The 14,426-nt window shown below is 62.8% G+C and carries 12 protein-coding genes; 7 read left to right on the top strand and 5 right to left on the bottom strand.

Going from position 1 to position 14,426, the window contains the following annotated elements:
* Positions 1–4: 4 nt before the first annotated feature.
* The gene (locus tag H8A92_RS12025) at positions 5–1,099 is read right to left on the bottom strand and encodes a hypothetical protein (RefSeq protein ID WP_229195995.1); all 1,095 of its coding nucleotides are present in this window, start codon (positions 1,097–1,099) and stop codon (positions 5–7) included.
* 552 nt (positions 1,100–1,651) lie between these two features.
* Here H8A92_RS12025 and H8A92_RS12020 point away from each other — a divergent pair.
* The 4 genes from H8A92_RS12020 to H8A92_RS12005 all read left to right on the top strand — a co-directional run bounded on the left by H8A92_RS12020 (position 1,652) and on the right by H8A92_RS12005 (position 6,361).
* Entirely contained in the window at positions 1,652–3,223 is a 1,572-nt protein-coding gene (locus H8A92_RS12020) for an ABC transporter ATP-binding protein (RefSeq protein WP_229195994.1), read from the top strand.
* The gene (locus H8A92_RS12015) at positions 3,207–4,298 is read left to right on the top strand and encodes an ABC transporter permease (RefSeq protein ID WP_229195993.1); all 1,092 of its coding nucleotides are present in this window, start codon (positions 3,207–3,209) and stop codon (positions 4,296–4,298) included. The genes H8A92_RS12020 and H8A92_RS12015 overlap by 17 nt, the downstream gene beginning before the upstream one ends.
* Positions 4,285–5,202, top strand: a complete 918-nt coding sequence (locus tag H8A92_RS12010; protein ID WP_229195992.1) for an ABC transporter permease — start codon at positions 4,285–4,287, stop codon at positions 5,200–5,202. The genes H8A92_RS12015 and H8A92_RS12010 overlap by 14 nt, the downstream gene beginning before the upstream one ends.
* 79 nt (positions 5,203–5,281) lie before the next feature.
* The gene (locus tag H8A92_RS12005) at positions 5,282–6,361 is read left to right on the top strand and encodes a BMP family ABC transporter substrate-binding protein (protein WP_229195991.1); all 1,080 of its coding nucleotides are present in this window, start codon (positions 5,282–5,284) and stop codon (positions 6,359–6,361) included.
* 186 nt (positions 6,362–6,547) lie between these two features.
* Here the strand turns inward: H8A92_RS12005 and H8A92_RS12000 are convergent, their stop codons facing one another.
* Entirely contained in the window at positions 6,548–7,897 is a 1,350-nt protein-coding gene (locus tag H8A92_RS12000; RefSeq protein WP_229195990.1) for an 8-oxoguanine deaminase, read from the bottom strand.
* A gap of 124 nt (positions 7,898–8,021) precedes the next feature.
* Between H8A92_RS12000 and H8A92_RS11995 the strand changes: the two genes are divergently transcribed.
* Together H8A92_RS11995 and H8A92_RS11990 are read left to right on the top strand one after the other, a co-directional pair.
* Positions 8,022–8,843, top strand: coding sequence for an FAD binding domain-containing protein (locus tag H8A92_RS11995; RefSeq protein ID WP_229195989.1), 822 nt, complete (start codon positions 8,022–8,024; stop codon positions 8,841–8,843).
* A gap of 20 nt (positions 8,844–8,863) precedes the next feature.
* On the top strand, positions 8,864–11,620 hold the full coding sequence (locus tag H8A92_RS11990) for a molybdopterin-dependent oxidoreductase (protein WP_229196016.1): 2,757 nt from the start codon (positions 8,864–8,866) through the stop codon (positions 11,618–11,620).
* Between the two features lie 16 nt (positions 11,621–11,636).
* Here the strand turns inward: H8A92_RS11990 and pucL are convergent, their stop codons facing one another.
* The 3 genes from pucL to H8A92_RS11975 form a co-directional block, all read right to left on the bottom strand.
* The gene (gene pucL / locus H8A92_RS11985; protein WP_229195988.1) at positions 11,637–12,479 is read right to left on the bottom strand and encodes a factor-independent urate hydroxylase; all 843 of its coding nucleotides are present in this window, start codon (positions 12,477–12,479) and stop codon (positions 11,637–11,639) included.
* A gap of 149 nt (positions 12,480–12,628) precedes the next feature.
* Positions 12,629–13,534 (bottom strand): 2-oxo-4-hydroxy-4-carboxy-5-ureidoimidazoline decarboxylase, encoded by a 906-nt coding sequence (gene uraD, locus H8A92_RS11980; protein ID WP_229195987.1) that lies wholly within the window; start codon positions 13,532–13,534, stop codon positions 12,629–12,631.
* Entirely contained in the window at positions 13,521–13,802 is a 282-nt protein-coding gene (locus H8A92_RS11975) for a hypothetical protein (RefSeq protein ID WP_229195986.1), read from the bottom strand. The genes uraD and H8A92_RS11975 overlap by 14 nt, the downstream gene beginning before the upstream one ends.
* Before the next feature lie 224 nt (positions 13,803–14,026).
* Between H8A92_RS11975 and H8A92_RS11970 the strand changes: the two genes are divergently transcribed.
* A complete protein-coding gene (locus H8A92_RS11970) occupies positions 14,027–14,263 on the top strand; it encodes a hypothetical protein (RefSeq protein WP_229195985.1) in 237 nt (78 codons plus the stop codon).
* Positions 14,264–14,426 lie beyond the last annotated feature (163 nt).

The following is a 14,426-nucleotide window of genomic DNA, read 5'->3' as shown; positions in this document are numbered from 1 at the left end:
TGGATCAGAACTTCACCGAGATACCGGAATAAAGCGATTCCTCCGTGCAGGAATTGTTGCTGACGCCCGGGGCGACGTTACAGACGGTGCTCTTGGCGTGGTCGAGGCCGAACTTGTTCTGCCAGTAGCGGTAGGCGACCCAGACGTCCACGAAGTGCGAGTACTTCGGACCCCAGAACGCCTTGCTGGCGTCGAAGGTCAGACGGATCGGCTCGGAGTTCAGCTCCACCGCCGTATTGATGTTGGTGACCGGATTGAACGCCATCGGCTCGTTCTCGGTGCCCTTCTTGCCGTACCAGCCGGCGCGGCCACTGATCGAGAAGTACTGCATGTTCTCAGGCAGGAAGCCGAGATCCATGTAGTAGTTCACCTCGACGGCCCAGGTCGGCTTGAACTTGGTATTGCCGTCGGTGAGGCAGGTCACGCCGGGCACGCCGGGGCCAAACAGACCGCACTGATCGAACGCGTTGTGATTGGCGAACTCGTAGTACATCAACGGCGACACGTTGATGTAGCCCTTGTAGGGAAGGTTGAACTCGAACTGCAGACCGGCGACGACGTCGCGCTTGGCCGGCGCGAGGAAGTTGTTCTCCGTGTTGGCGTCCATGCCGACTTCGAACGAGATGTTGTTCAGCGGCCCCATGCTGAACGCCTTCGTGTTGAAGATCTGATTCCAGCCGAAGGTGGAACGGAACAGGCCGTAAATCTCGGTGGCGCCGGCGCAGGTTGCCGGAGCTCCGGTGATGGTCACACCGACATTCGAGCATGGCGACGCGGGGTCGTTGTGATCCGATTTGTACATCGAGATCGTGAAGAAGTTCTGGCCATAGGCCCAGATGTCGAAATGCGTGAACGAGTAGACCTGCTTTGCGGTCTTTCCATTGATGCTGCCGTCCGGACGGACTGAAAAGACGCCGGGATCGGTGCCGGAAAAAATGTAGGAATAGGTCACGCGATCATCGATGACCAGAAAGAATGGCAGGTCGGCCGCCGGCTTGGGCGCCTTGACCGGAAGATCGGCGGCGCTTGCAAGATTGGCGGCCGGCATCAGTCCCAGCGCTAGCGCGGCGGCTGATAATATACGGCGGATATTGAACATCGCGAAAGACCCCCAGAGTGAAGCAAACGGAATTCGTGCTGACGCTGGAACGTGACGCCGCTTCCGCTCGAACGGGAAGCCTGAACTTTTTCCACCTCGTGACGCGTGTTTGATCAGCATGCTCTGCAAGATCGGTCCGGCTTGGCTGGTTTTCGCAAAGCTCGGCCCGCCAAAAATCTGCGCCGACAGATTTTGGATTTTTCAAATTATGCCCGTCATTGCTAGCGATCTGAGACATTTCGGCGCAGCGCGAAATTCGCCGTTGGCGCGCCAACACGTCATCGCAGCGCGCTCCGGCGACCCTGCTCAACTTTGCGTCACCGCTGCCTATCGCCATTTCGAATTGGCTCGACAGTTACAATCTTGCAACACTCCTTGCCGCCGTGCCGGGTGATGCGCTGTCCTGCGGCGCCGCTCGGGCGGCCCCGTGCAACCATGGAAAGCTCAAGCGTGCCGAAGGCTTAAGCAACCGGTGGCGTTTTTTGCTACTTACGCATGTTCCAAAACTGGCCCAGTATTGCTGCTCCTTCTCCTGACAGGCGATATCCTGGGATGCGAGACACGACATCCGCCGGGCAGCACACAAGTGCCACACCGCTGCTGCAAACGGTCGCCTTGACCAAGCGGTACGGTACGTTTCTCGCCAACGACAAGATCGATCTCGATATCTGGCCGCGGCAGATCCATGCATTGCTCGGCGAGAACGGCGCCGGCAAATCCACTCTCGTCAAGACCATCTACGGTCTGGTTCAACCGAGCGAAGGCGAATTGCGCTGGGAAGGCCGGAACATGGTCTTGTCCGGTCCTTCGCAGGCTCGCGCTCGCGGCATCGGCATGGTGTTCCAGCACTTCTCGCTGTTCGACAATCTCACTGTCGCAGAGAACGTCGCGCTTGGACTCGATGGCAAGGAATCATTCAAGGAGATTTCCGCACGGCTCGAGCGGGTGTCCCACAGTTACGGGCTTCCGCTCGATCCGAAACGCGAGGTCTGGCAGCTCTCGGTCGGAGAGCGTCAGCGCATCGAGATCGTCCGTGCGCTGATGCAGGATCCGAAATTCCTCATCCTGGACGAGCCCACCGCGGTGCTGACACCGCAGGAAGCGGACCAGCTGTTTGTCGTGCTGGAGCGCCTCAAGAGCGAAGGACGCGCCATTCTCTACATCAGCCACAAGCTGGAAGAGGTGAAAAAGCTGTGCGACACCGCCACCATCCTGCGCAACGGCAAGAAGGTCGCGACCTGCAATCCCAAGGCGGAGACCGCCGCCTCGCTCGCCCGCATGATGGTCGGCACCGAGATCAAGGAAGTGAAGCCGGCGACGACCCGCCAGATCACCGTGCCGCGGCTCGCGATCATCGATCTCAACCTCGAACCCGACGATCCCCATGGCGTGCACCTCAAGGGAATCTCGCTTGAGCTCAGGGGCGGTGAAATCCTGGGAATTGCAGGCGTCGCCGGGAACGGACAGGACGAGTTGTTCGCGGCACTTTCGGGCGAGCGGCTGGCCAAGGACCCCGGCACCGTCGTCATCGAAGGAATCGCCGCGGGACACCTCTCGATCAGCCGGCGACGCAAGCTCGGGGCAGCCTTTGTCCCCGAGGAGCGGCTCGGCCACGGAACCGCTCCGCGCATGCGGCTTTCGGAGAATGCGCTGCTCACCGGTCACGTCGCCGGCAACATGGTGCTGCACGGATTCGTCAACACCGCCGCCACGCTGAATGCCGTCGATCGCACGACCGAGACCTTCGACGTGCGCAAGGCGAAACGCGATCCGGAGGCCGCGAGCCTTTCCGGTGGCAACCTTCAGAAGTTCATCGTCGGCCGCGAGATCCTGCGCAATCCAGCCGTGCTGGTCGTCAACCAGCCGACCTGGGGCGTCGATGCCGGCGCGGCCGCGGTGATCCGCCAGGCGCTGCTCGATCTCGCCGCCGGCGGCGCCGCCGTGCTGGTGACAAGCCAGGATATCGACGAGCTCATCGAAATTTCGGACCGCATTGCGGTGATGTTTCACGGTCGTTTGTCGGAGCCGCTGCCGACCGCGGAAGCAAGCCGCGAGAAGCTCGGCCTGCTGATGGGCGGAAGCAGCCTCGAGGCAACGGAGCAGGCGCATGCAGCTGGTACTTGAGAAACGCGCCGAGCGGTCCAGGACCGTTGCACTGATCTCGCCCCTTATCGCGATCGGCCTCACCATCGTGACCATGACGATCCTGTTCGCGGTCATGGGCAAGAATCCGATCCTGGCGCTCTATGTCTATTTCATTGCGCCGCTCGCCGACGGCTACTCGCTGCAGGAGATCGCGGTGAAGGCGACACCACTGGTGATGATCGCGATCGGCCTGTCGCTTTGCTATCTCGCCAATGCCTGGAACATCGGCGCCGAGGGACAATTCCTGATGGGGGCGGTCGCCGGAAGCTGGATTGCGGTGAAGACGCAGGGCACCGAGGCCGGCCACTGGGTGCTGCCTGCCATGCTGCTGCTCGGCGCCATCGCTGGCGCGCTGTATGCGCTGATCCCTGCCATCTGCAAGGTCAGGTTCGGCGCCAGCGAGATCTTGACCTCGCTGATGCTGGTCTATGTGGCGGACCTGCTGCTCGACTATCTGGTGCGCGGGCCCTGGCGTGATCCGCAAGGCTTCAACTTCCCGACCACGGCCGAGTTCGACCCGGTCGCGACGGTGCCGACGCTGATCGAGGGAGGCCGGCTGCATCTCGGCTCGATCCTCGCGCTCATCGTGGTCGCTGCCGGCGCCGTGCTGCTCGGCAGGACGATCAAGGGCTTCGAAATCCGCGTCGTGGGTGCTGCACCCCGCGCGGCCCGATTCGGCGGATTCAATGCCAACCAGCTGATCCTGCTGACATTTGCAATCTCCGGCGCGCTCTCGGGGCTGGCCGGGATCATCGAGGTCGCGGGGCCCGTCGGCCACCTCCAGCCCGGCATCTCGCCAGGTTACGGCTTCACCGCGATCATCGTTGCATTCCTCGGACGATTGAATCCGGTTGGAATACTAATTGCAGGGCTGTTTCTCGCACTCACCTTCATCGGCGGCGAGCAGGCGCAGATTGCCATGAAAATCCCGTTGGACGTCACCAAGGTTTTCCAGGGAGTTCTGCTGTTCTACGTGCTCGCCTGCGATTCCCTCATTCTCTATCGCTTCCGCATCATCTTCTCGGCTCCGCAGGTCGCACGTGGAACTCATTGAAGCGATCATCCTGTCGGTGCTGGCGGCATCGACGCCGCTGTTGCTGGCGGCAACAGGCGAGCTGGTGACCGAACGCTCTGGTGTGCTCAATCTCGGCGTCGAAGGAATGATGATCGTCGGTGCGGCCTGCGGCTTCGGCGGCGCATGGTTGACCGGTTCGATCATCGTCGGCGCGCTCTGCGGAATGGTCGCCGGTACGCTGATGTCGCTGCTGTTCGCCGGAATGGCGCTCGGGCTGGCGGTCAACCAGGTCGCTACCGGCTTGTCGCTCACTATCTTCGGCATCGGCCTGTCGGGATTGATCGGCGCCGGCTTCGTCGGCGAGCGGATCACACCGGCGCCCCATCTCTATATCCCCTTCATCACCAACATTCCGCTGATTGGCCGTATTCTGTTCGGCGAAGATGGATTCGTTTATCTCTCGCTGGCGCTGATCGCGGCGGTCTGGTGGTTTCTGTACCGGACGCGGGCCGGGCTCATCATGCGTGCCTGCGGCGACAACCACGTGTCGGCACACGCGCTGGGCTACCCCGTCCTGCGGATCCGAATGTACGCCGTGATGTTCGGCGGCGCCTGCGCAGGGCTTGCCGGCGCCTATTTGCCGCTCGCCTACACGCCATTCTTCATTCCGGGCATGACCGCGGGCCGCGGATGGATCGCGCTTGCGCTGACCGTGTTCGCCTCCTGGCGGCCCGGTCGGCTGGTGATCGGAGCCTATCTGTTCGGCGCGGTGACGATCCTGCAGCTACATGCACAGGGCGCCGGAATCGGCATTCCGTCCCAGTTCATGTCGTCGCTGCCCTACCTCGCAACCGTGATCGTGCTGGTGCTGCTGTCGCGCGCGCGAACCGGCGGTTCAACGGCGCCTGCAGCGCTCGGCACCGTCTTCGTTCCCGATCGCTGACATTGGATTTCCGGACCGGCGCGATTGGGGGGTGCCGTCCAAAAATTGCTGTTCACCCCACTGTTTGGAGGACATCACGATGAAGAAGAATTTGCTTGCGGCCGCCGCCGCACTTCTGCTGGCAGGAGGCGTCACGAGCAGCGCGATCGCCGCTGACAAGCTGAAGGTCGGGTTCATCTATCTCGGGCCGGTCGGCGATCTCGGCTGGACCTATCAGCACGAGCTTGCGCGGCAGGCCGTGGTGAAGGAGTTCGGCGACAAGATCGAGACAACCTTTCTCGAAAACGTTCCCGAGGGTCCCGACGCGGAGCGCGCGGTCGAGCAGCTCGTCCGCGCCGGAAACAAGCTGATCTTCACCACGTCGTTCGGCTACATGGACCCCACGCTGAAGGTGGCGAAGAAGTATCCGAACGTGCATTTCGAGCATTGCTCGGGGTACAAGCGCGACAAGAACATGTCCACCTATTCGGCGCGCTGGTACCAGGGCCGCTACATCCAGGGAGAAATCGCAGCCAAAATGTCCAAGGCCGGCGTGCTCGGCTATATCGGCTCGTTCCCGATTCCCGAAGTCGTCTCGGGTATCAACGCGACGATGATCGGCGCGCAGACCGTCAATCCCAATATCAAGGTGAAGATCATCTGGGTGAACTCGTGGTTTGATCCCGGCAAGGAAGCCGATGCTGCGAAGGCGCTGCTCGATCAGGGCGCCGACATCATCATGCAACACACCGACTCGCCGGCCGCGATGCAGATCGCAGGCGAGCGCGGCAAGCTCGCATTCGGCCAGGACTCCGAAATGATCAAGTTCGGCCCGAAGGCCCAGCTGACCTCGATCCTCGACACGTGGGCACCCTACTATATCGAGAGGGTGAAGGCGGAACTCGACGGCACCTGGAAATCCGGCGATACCTGGGGCGGCCTCGAGACCAAGATGTTCGAAATGGCGCCCTACACCAACATGCCTGACGACGTGAAGAAGACGGCGGAGGATACCCAGGCAGCCATCGCCGCCGGCAAGCTGCATCCGTTCAAGTGCCCCGTCGTCGCACAGGACGGCAAGGACGTCGAGTGCAAGGGCGGCGATCATCTGGCGGATGATCAGATCCTCGGCATGAACTTCTACGTCAAGGGCATCGACGACAAGCTTCCCGGCAAATAAGCGACCGCCGCTCCGAAATGATCCTCCTCTTGCAGAGGAGGATCAAGCCACCCGACGATCGACGACGCCCCGCTCTCGCCGAAACCTAAAGCGCGATGAGATTTGGTTGAATCGTCGTCGCGCTTTAGTCCTTTGTTTGAGCATGATCTTTTCGGAAAACCGCTTCGCACTTTTCCGGATCATGCTTTAGCCGGCCTGAATGGCGCGGGCAGCAGCGCTGTGCCGGCTGATCAGATCGGCGACGTCGAGCCCGGGAATCGCACCGTCGATGACGGTCCAGCGGCCGCCGACCATGACGCGGTCGGCACGGTGCGCCCCACACAGCACAAGCGCCGCCAGCGGATCGCCATGCCCGGAGAAGCGCAGCTCGTCGAGCTTGAAGAGCGCGAGATCGGCCGCCTTGCCGACCACGATTTCACCGAGCTCGGGCCGGCCGACGCAGGCTGCGGAGCCCTTGGTGGCCCATCGCAGCGCGTCGATGTGACTGACGCGATTGACGCCATAACGCGCCCGCTGCACCAGGAAGGCGGCACGCACCTCCTGCATCAGGTTCGACTCGTCGTTGGAGGCGGAGCCATCGACGCCGAGCCCGATTCCGACCCCGGCTTCTTCCATTTCGCAGACCGGGCAGCAGCCTGAGGCCAGGACCTGGTTGCTGCAGGCGCAATGGCTGACCGTCATCCCGGCTTTGCCGAGCCGCACCATTTCCTCCGGGTTGAAATGGATGCCGTGGGCAAGCCAGGTGCGTGAATTGAGCCAGCCGCATTGCTCGAGATAATCCAGCGGGCGACAACCATACGTCTCCTGACAAAATCTGTTTTCGTCCTCCGTCTCCGCAAGATGAGTGTGCAGGCGAACGTCGAGCTTGTCCGCAAGTTCGGCGGTCCGGCGCATCAACGAGGTGGTCACCGAGAACGGCGAACATGGCGCCAGCGCAATCTGCACCATCGCATCTGCGCCGCGCTGATGGTGCCGGGCGACGACCCGTTCGCTGTCGGCCAGGATAGTGTCTTCATCCTGAACCACGCTGTCGGGCGGCAGGCCGCCATCGCGCTGCGAGAGGTTCATCGAGCCTCGCGTCAGCAACACGCGCAAGCCCAGCCGTCTGGCCACCTCGACCTCGATGTCGATGGCATGTTCCAGCCCGGCGGGGAACACGTAATGATGGTCGGTGGTGGTGGTGCAGCCTGACAGCAGCAATTCCGACATCGCGACGGTGACGCCGAGCGACAAGGCGTCCGGCGTCAGCCTGGCCCACACCGGATAGAGTGCCTGAAGCCAGGGAAAGAGCTCGCGATCGAGCGCAGCCGGAACGGCGCGCGTCAGCGTCTGGTAGAAATGATGATGGGTGTTGATCAGGCCCGGCAGCACCACATGGGCACTGGCGTCGAAGATCGTCATATCGGCGGTCGCGGCCTCGCGACCGCGGCCGACCAGTTCAACGATCTTGCCATCCTGGATCACGACGCCGCGCTCGGCCCCGTCGGCCAGGATGGAAAGTGGATCCTTGATCCAGATCGGTTGCGTTTGAGCCATGATTCCAACCATCATCTCCAATTGTCGGCCTTGGCTTCGCTTGCAAGGATCGCCCCACAATTGGCGTCAGTCTTGCAGGAGTCCCTACCCGAACACATAACACGGAGAAGGCGCTGAAATCGCGATGGATCTGAACACGATCAGAGACGTGGTTCGGCCGCGGACGCGGGGTCAATTGCCCGTTTGGACGGCAGGCGATGCGTGGCTTGCGGGCGGCACCTGGCTGTTTTCCGAGCCGCAGGCGGATCTCCATCGCCTGATCGACCTGACCGACCTCAGATGGCCCGCGCTGACCATTGGTAATGATCGCCTCGGCATCGCGGCGACCTGCACGGTGGCGCAACTCGACAGCTTCGCCTGCCCGCCGGACTGGATCGCAGCTCCCCTAATCGGCCAGTGCTGCCGCGCCTTCCTCGCGTCCTTCAAGATCTGGAAGACCGCGACCGTCGGCGGCAATATCTGCATGTCGCTTCCGGCCGGGCCGATGATCGCACTGGCGTCGGCGCTTGATGGCATCTGTACAGTTTGGCGCGCGGATGGCAGCGAGTACCAGGTCCCGGTCGCCGATTTTGTCACCGGCAATCAGCGGAACGTGCTCGCAAGCGGCGATCTGTTGCGCCAGATCGATATTTCGCTTGCGGCGCTGCGGCGGCGCGCGGTCTTTCGCCAGATTTCCCTGACGCCGGTCGGCCGCTCCGCGGCGCTCCTCATCGGGAGCATAGACAGCAACGGCGTGCTGCGGTTGACGATAACGGCTTCCACGGTGCGGCCGTTCCAGCTCTCCTTCGCCGACCTGCCCGGCCCCGAAGCTTTGCGCACAACCATCTTGCAGGAGATTGCGGACAGCATGTACCACGCTGACGTCCATGGCAGGCCGATGTGGCGCAAGCACATGACCTTGCGCCTGGCCGAGGAGATCCGCCGCGAACTCGCGACCGGCCCATGAACTGGCGCATGAACCTGCCCATGAGCATCGACATCAACGGCAAGACCTTTGCAGCGACGCCCCGCCCCGGCCAATGCTTGCGTACATTCCTGCGCGAGCTCGGGCATTTCGGCGTCAAGAAGGGCTGCGACGCCGGCGACTGCGGTGCCTGCACGGTGCTGCTTGACGGCGAACCGGTGCATAGCTGCGTTATCCCGGCATTCCGCGCCGACGGACATGCGGTGACGACCATCGAAGGCCTCGGGTCCGAGACACGTGCACATCCGCTGCAGCAAGCCTTTCTGGATGCCCAGGGATTTCAATGCGGCTTCTGCACCGCGGGCATGATCCTGACCGGCGCCTCGCTGAACCAGGCACAGCGTCAGGAGCTCGGCGTTGCGCTGAAAGGCAATATCTGCCGTTGCACCGGCTATCGCTCGATCGAGGATGCGTTCGACGGCGTGACGAATGTCGAGGACGCCGCCGCCGGCAGCGCCTTCGGACGCAGCCTCCCCGCACCGGCCGGCCCGCTCGTGGTACGCGGGACGGCACGTTACACCTTCGACATCCAGCTTGAAGGATTGCTGCACATCAAGCTGCTGCGCTCGCCGCACCCGCACGCCAGGATCGTCGCGATCGACAAGACGGCGGCACTTGCGGTTCCAGGCGTCCATGCGGTTTTGACCCACGGGGACGCACCGAATCGGCTGTTCTCGACGGCGCAGCACGAACGGGCGTGGATGGATCCGGATGACACCCGCGTGCTTGACGACATCGTCCGCTTCGTCGGACAGAAGGTCGCCGCTGTCGTCGCCGAAAATGAGGCGGCCGCCGAAGAAGGCTGTCGCCGCCTCAAGGTCGACTACGACATCTTGCCAGCGGTAACGGATCCGGCGCTGGCGATCGTGCCGGGCGCACCAATCATTCACGGCGGCAAGAGCGCCGACATCCACCGCGTCAGCGACGCCTCACGCAATATCGTCGCCGAAACCCATGGCGAATTCGGCGATGTCGCGGGTGCGCTCGCAATCTCGGCCGCGACCTATGAGGGCACGTTCACCACCCAGCGGGTGCAGCACGCAGCGCTGGAAACCCACGGCGGGCTTGCCTGGATCGATGCCGGCGGCATCCTCAACGTTCGCTCGAGCACCCAGGTGCCGTTCCTGACCCGGCGATCGTTGGCGCAGATCTTCGATCGTCCACCCGACAGCGTGCGCGTGTTTTGCGAACGCGTGGGCGGCGGCTTCGGCGGCAAGCAGGAAATGTTCGTCGAGGATATTCTGGCGCTGGCTGCGATTGCCACGGGCCGGCCGGTCAAGCTCGAGTTCACCCGCGAGGAGCAGTTCATCGCGACGTCGACCCGACATCCGATGCGCGTCACGGTCAAGGCCGGTGCTGATAGCCGAGGCATGCTGACTGCGCTGCAGCTCGACGTGCTCTCGAATACTGGAGCTTATGGCAATCACGCGGGGCCCGTGCTGTTCCACGCCGTCAGCGAATGCATGAGCGTCTACAACTGCCCGAACAAGAAGGTCGATGGGGTCGCCGCCTATACCAACACCCTACCGGCCGGCGCTTTCCGCGGCTATGGCCTGCCGCAGACGCTGTTTGCCGTCGAGGCCGCCATCGACGAACTGGCGAAGCAACTCGGCATCAATCCCTTCGAGATGCGTCGTCGCAATATTGTCAAGCCCGGCGATCCCATGCTGTCGCCACCGCCGTCGAACTACCACGACGTGCGGTACGGCTCCTACGGGCTCGACCAATGCATCGACCTGGTCGAGCGCGCTTTGTCGGCGGAACGCCCCCACTACGCCCTTTCCGAGGACTGGCTGATCGGCGAGGGCATCGCGCTGACCATGATCGACACCGTGCCGCCGGCAGGACATCTCTCCGATTCGAAGATCACGCTCCGCGACGACGGCGGATTCGAGCTGACGGTAGGAACCGCCGAGTTTGGCAACGGCACCAGCACCGTACATCGGCAGCTCGCAGCGACGGCGTTGGCGACGACCGTCGATCGCATCAGCCTGCGGCAATCCGATACTGCGCTGGGCGGCCACGACACCGGCGCCTATGGCAGTGCGGGCACCTTTGTCGCCGGGCGAGCGACGCAAGCAGCCGCAGAGAACCTCGCTGACGCGATCAAGATATTCGCATCCGAGCTGAGCAGCGCCAGTGCCGCTCCCTGCACTCTCGAAAATGAGACTGCAATCTGCGGAGCGGAACGCCGGTCATTCCTCGAACTCGCTCGGGCGGCGAGAGCCAGTGGACGAACGCTTCACGGCATTGGCAATTCTGCCGGCACGCCGCGTTCGGTCGCATTCAACGTGCAGGGCTTTCGCGTCGCCGTGAACAAGGGCACCGGAGAAGTCCGTATTCTCAAAAGCGTGCAGGCCGCGGATGCCGGTCGCGTCGCCAATCCCATGCAGTGCCGCGGCCAGATCGAAGGCGGTGTTGCGCAGTCGCTCGGTGCCGCACTTTACGAGGAGCTGATCATCGACGATGGCGGCAGGGTGATCAACCCGACGTTTCGCGATTATCATCTTCCGTCGTTTGCCGACGTGCCGCGTACCGAGGTCTATTTCGCCGAGACTTCGGATACGATTGGTCCAATGGGCGCAAAATCGATGAGCGAGAGCCCCTACAATCCGGTCACGGCAGCGCTGGGCAATGCGATTGCGGATGCGACCGGCATCCGTTTCACGAGCACACCGTTCAAGCCCGACCGCCTGTTTCCAGCACTGCTCGAGAAGTTCGGCCGGGCTCCGGACGGACCGGGCCAGTCAATCGTCTGAAACCTCAAACCGCGCCCTATTCCCTGGCCACGGTGCACTCGATCTGGCCGTGCGGCTCGTCGGTCGGCAGGAACACCTGGTTGTTGTTGTCGAGCCCGAAGGCAGAGAGATTCATCAAGATGAAGTGCATGTTCGGGCAGGCCATGTTGATCTCGGAAATCTCCGGCACCGCCGCGAGCGCCGCCTCGCCCATACGGTAGAGACTGTCCTGCACGCTCCAGCTATAGGTCGTGGCAAACACCTCCAGCAACGTACCGAGGATCCTGGCATTGGTGGTGGGATAGTTTGCCGGCTTTCCCGACCATTTCCACGTCGCGACCATGCTGGTCGCACATATCCGGTCGTTGGTCGGGGGAATCGTCGTGTAGCCATCCTTGACGTAGTTCTCCCAGCCGGATTGCGTTGACTTCATGAAGGCGAAATTGTCGACGCCCGACGAAATCGATATCGGCCCGCCCCGCTCCACGGCGACCTCTACGGTCGGCCTGCCATTGCCGTCGAGCACGAAGCTGTGTGGATGCGGCTTGTCGTCGAAGCTCAGCCGCTTCCATCTGGTCTCGTGCGAGCTGACCGACACCGAGGCAACCTGCGGGTACGTATCGAGATATTTCTGCGCCAGAACCTGACAGAAATCCTCCGGGCTAAGCCCGGTGTTTTCCCGCGCCACGACATTGACGATGTTCTTGATCGTGTCGGTCGACACCGTCAGGGAATTGTCCGCGTGTGTGAAGGTGCGCGCGAACTCGCCCTCCAGCATGACCTTGATGTCGAGCTGGCTGACGTCATGCCGTTCGCCGTCGCGATGAATTCGCATCACGCGGACCCGGCCCTTACCGTATCGGTTCGTGATCAGCGGCACGTGTGTCTCCAACAACGCTGCAATGATGAGGAATGTTACCTCGGGTCGGAACTAGGGAGCAACGTTCATGCCAACGGCAAGCCGGGACGGTGCTGGTCGCGTTGGAAGGGCTATCCCTGGCAGAATTCTCGCCGCTCGCGCCGCGGCTTTCAGCTCCCGCGATAAGTTGCATAGCTCCACGGCGTCACCAGCAGCGGCACGTGCAGATGGCCTTCCGGCTCGCTTACCGCGAAACGCAGCGTGATGCGATCGAGAAAGGGAGGATCTGCCAGTGGCACGCCCCGAGCAGCAAAATATTCGCCGACGCCGAATGTGAGTTCGTACGTTCCGATCGGCACGGGACGTCCGCCGATGAGCGGCACATCGGTCCGGCCGTCTGCATTGGTCGTCGTGCGCGCCACCACCCGGCTGACGCCGAGCTCAGCCAGCTCAACCAGCTCGACCGCGACCCCTGCCGCCGGCTTTCCGCTGTTTGTGTCGAGCACGTGGGTCGATAGCCGGCCGGACACCGCAAGGCGATCACCGCCGATCACCGACTGATCCAGCCGCAACGCGGCGATCCGGCAGATCTCGTCAATCGAGGTTTGCACTTCAGTCGCGGGGTCATTCGGCAGACGCCGCGCGAAGTCGCGCAGGATCGAGTCCTTGGTGTGCCGACGCACGCAGACGATGTAAGGGAAATTGAACTTCGAACGATAGGCCGTGTTGACGCGCTCGAACGCCTCATATTCCGCATCGGACAGGCGATCGAGACCGACACTGTTCTGTTCGGCATTGGACTCCGCGGTCAGCCCCGCGGCACGTTGCGTCTTGCCGGCGAGATCGGGATGCGCATTGATGAGCGCCACCCGCAGCTCCGCAGGAGCCCGATCGACGGCAGCTTTCATGGCCGCGAACAACTCAGCAATGCCGGCAAATGGCCGGTTGCGGGCGGCCTGCTCAGCGATCCAAGGCGAGTGCTCGAAGATGTTGGCGAGCGCGGCGACAAACTCGTCGTGGCTGCAGGCATTCAACTCGGCGAGCGCTTTCGGGAGAGCCCCGCTAACGGCGATCATAAGACCATCCGAATACGCCGCTCCGGCGTACTTCCGGCTCTTCCGCAGATGGCGGCGCTGCCGGAGCCGCCGCCTGTGGAGCAGCCGGCGCCGGCAAGTTTTCGCATTTCAGCGAGTAGACCAGTTCGCCCTTCGCGGTACGGCCGATCGGGGCGCAATCGTCTGCCGACGATGCGCCCGGCTTCGCGGCCGGTTTGATTGTCGGCGGCTTGGTCTGCCCCCAGGCGGGCGCCGTCAGCAACAACAGGGCAGCCAGGACCTTTTTCATGAGCGGCTCTCGGACACGCTTTATTGAAGCTGATCGGATTGCCAAAGTCCACGGTGACACACGGCCACCAGTGCCGATTATTTAGTCGTGACCAAGAAATTTGCTCGCTACTTCGTGACTCCCCCGCCATCGCGACCGAGCACGCGAAGACATAGTTCAGCAAGTAGATTCGAAGGCCAGCGAATTGACCCTCGAACACAAAAATCGGCAAGGGAGAAACGACATTGCCCAGAATACTGCTTACCGCACTCAGTTCGGTTCTCATCAGCACGGCGTTGGTTCAGTTCGCGACTGCAGCCGAGCGTCATCGCATCAACCCGCACCGGAGCGTCACGACGCAGGCCGAGGCTCCGGCGCGCAACCTTGACGCCTACGCGGCCTGGCCACGGGCCACGCCTGAGGGATACGAGGGCACGTCGAGCTATTATCGCGGCGGCTATTCCGCCCCGGCAGGGCACTGACCGCTGCAACCGATCGGAAAGGCCGGCCCTCCCGACGGCCGGCCTTTGCCCGAGGCATCAGCCGACCGGCGTCGGTCGGGCCTGGCCGGTGGTTGCCGGGAGATCTGCCGGCCCACGGCGAATGGCACCGGCAGGAGGCGTCAGGACTATTGACTGGCCTTGG

It is taken from the genome of Bradyrhizobium acaciae (assembly GCF_020889785.1).
GTDB lineage: Bacteria > Pseudomonadota > Alphaproteobacteria > Rhizobiales > Xanthobacteraceae > Bradyrhizobium > Bradyrhizobium acaciae.
Note: the sequence above shows the minus strand (reverse complement) of the source record. Positions and strands in the feature narration are given on the sequence as shown.

Excerpts from the sequence above, each read along its gene's own strand:
- H8A92_RS12025 (WP_229195995.1), bottom strand. The coding sequence starts at position 1,099 with ATGTTCAATATCCGCCGTATATTATCAGCCGCCGCGCTAGCGCTGGGA.
- H8A92_RS12020 (WP_229195994.1), top strand. The coding sequence starts at position 1,652 with ATGCGAGACACGACATCCGCCGGGCAGCACACAAGTGCCACACCGCTG.
- H8A92_RS11995 (WP_229195989.1), top strand. The coding sequence starts at position 8,022 with ATGGATCTGAACACGATCAGAGACGTGGTTCGGCCGCGGACGCGGGGT.
- H8A92_RS12000 (WP_229195990.1), bottom strand. The coding sequence starts at position 7,897 with ATGGCTCAAACGCAACCGATCTGGATCAAGGATCCACTTTCCATCCTG.
- uraD (WP_229195987.1), bottom strand. The coding sequence starts at position 13,534 with ATGATCGCCGTTAGCGGGGCTCTCCCGAAAGCGCTCGCCGAGTTGAAT.
- H8A92_RS12005 (WP_229195991.1), top strand. The coding sequence starts at position 5,282 with ATGAAGAAGAATTTGCTTGCGGCCGCCGCCGCACTTCTGCTGGCAGGA.
- H8A92_RS11975 (WP_229195986.1), bottom strand. The coding sequence starts at position 13,802 with ATGAAAAAGGTCCTGGCTGCCCTGTTGTTGCTGACGGCGCCCGCCTGG.
- H8A92_RS12015 (WP_229195993.1), top strand. The coding sequence starts at position 3,207 with ATGCAGCTGGTACTTGAGAAACGCGCCGAGCGGTCCAGGACCGTTGCA.
- H8A92_RS11990 (WP_229196016.1), top strand. The coding sequence starts at position 8,864 with ATGAGCATCGACATCAACGGCAAGACCTTTGCAGCGACGCCCCGCCCC.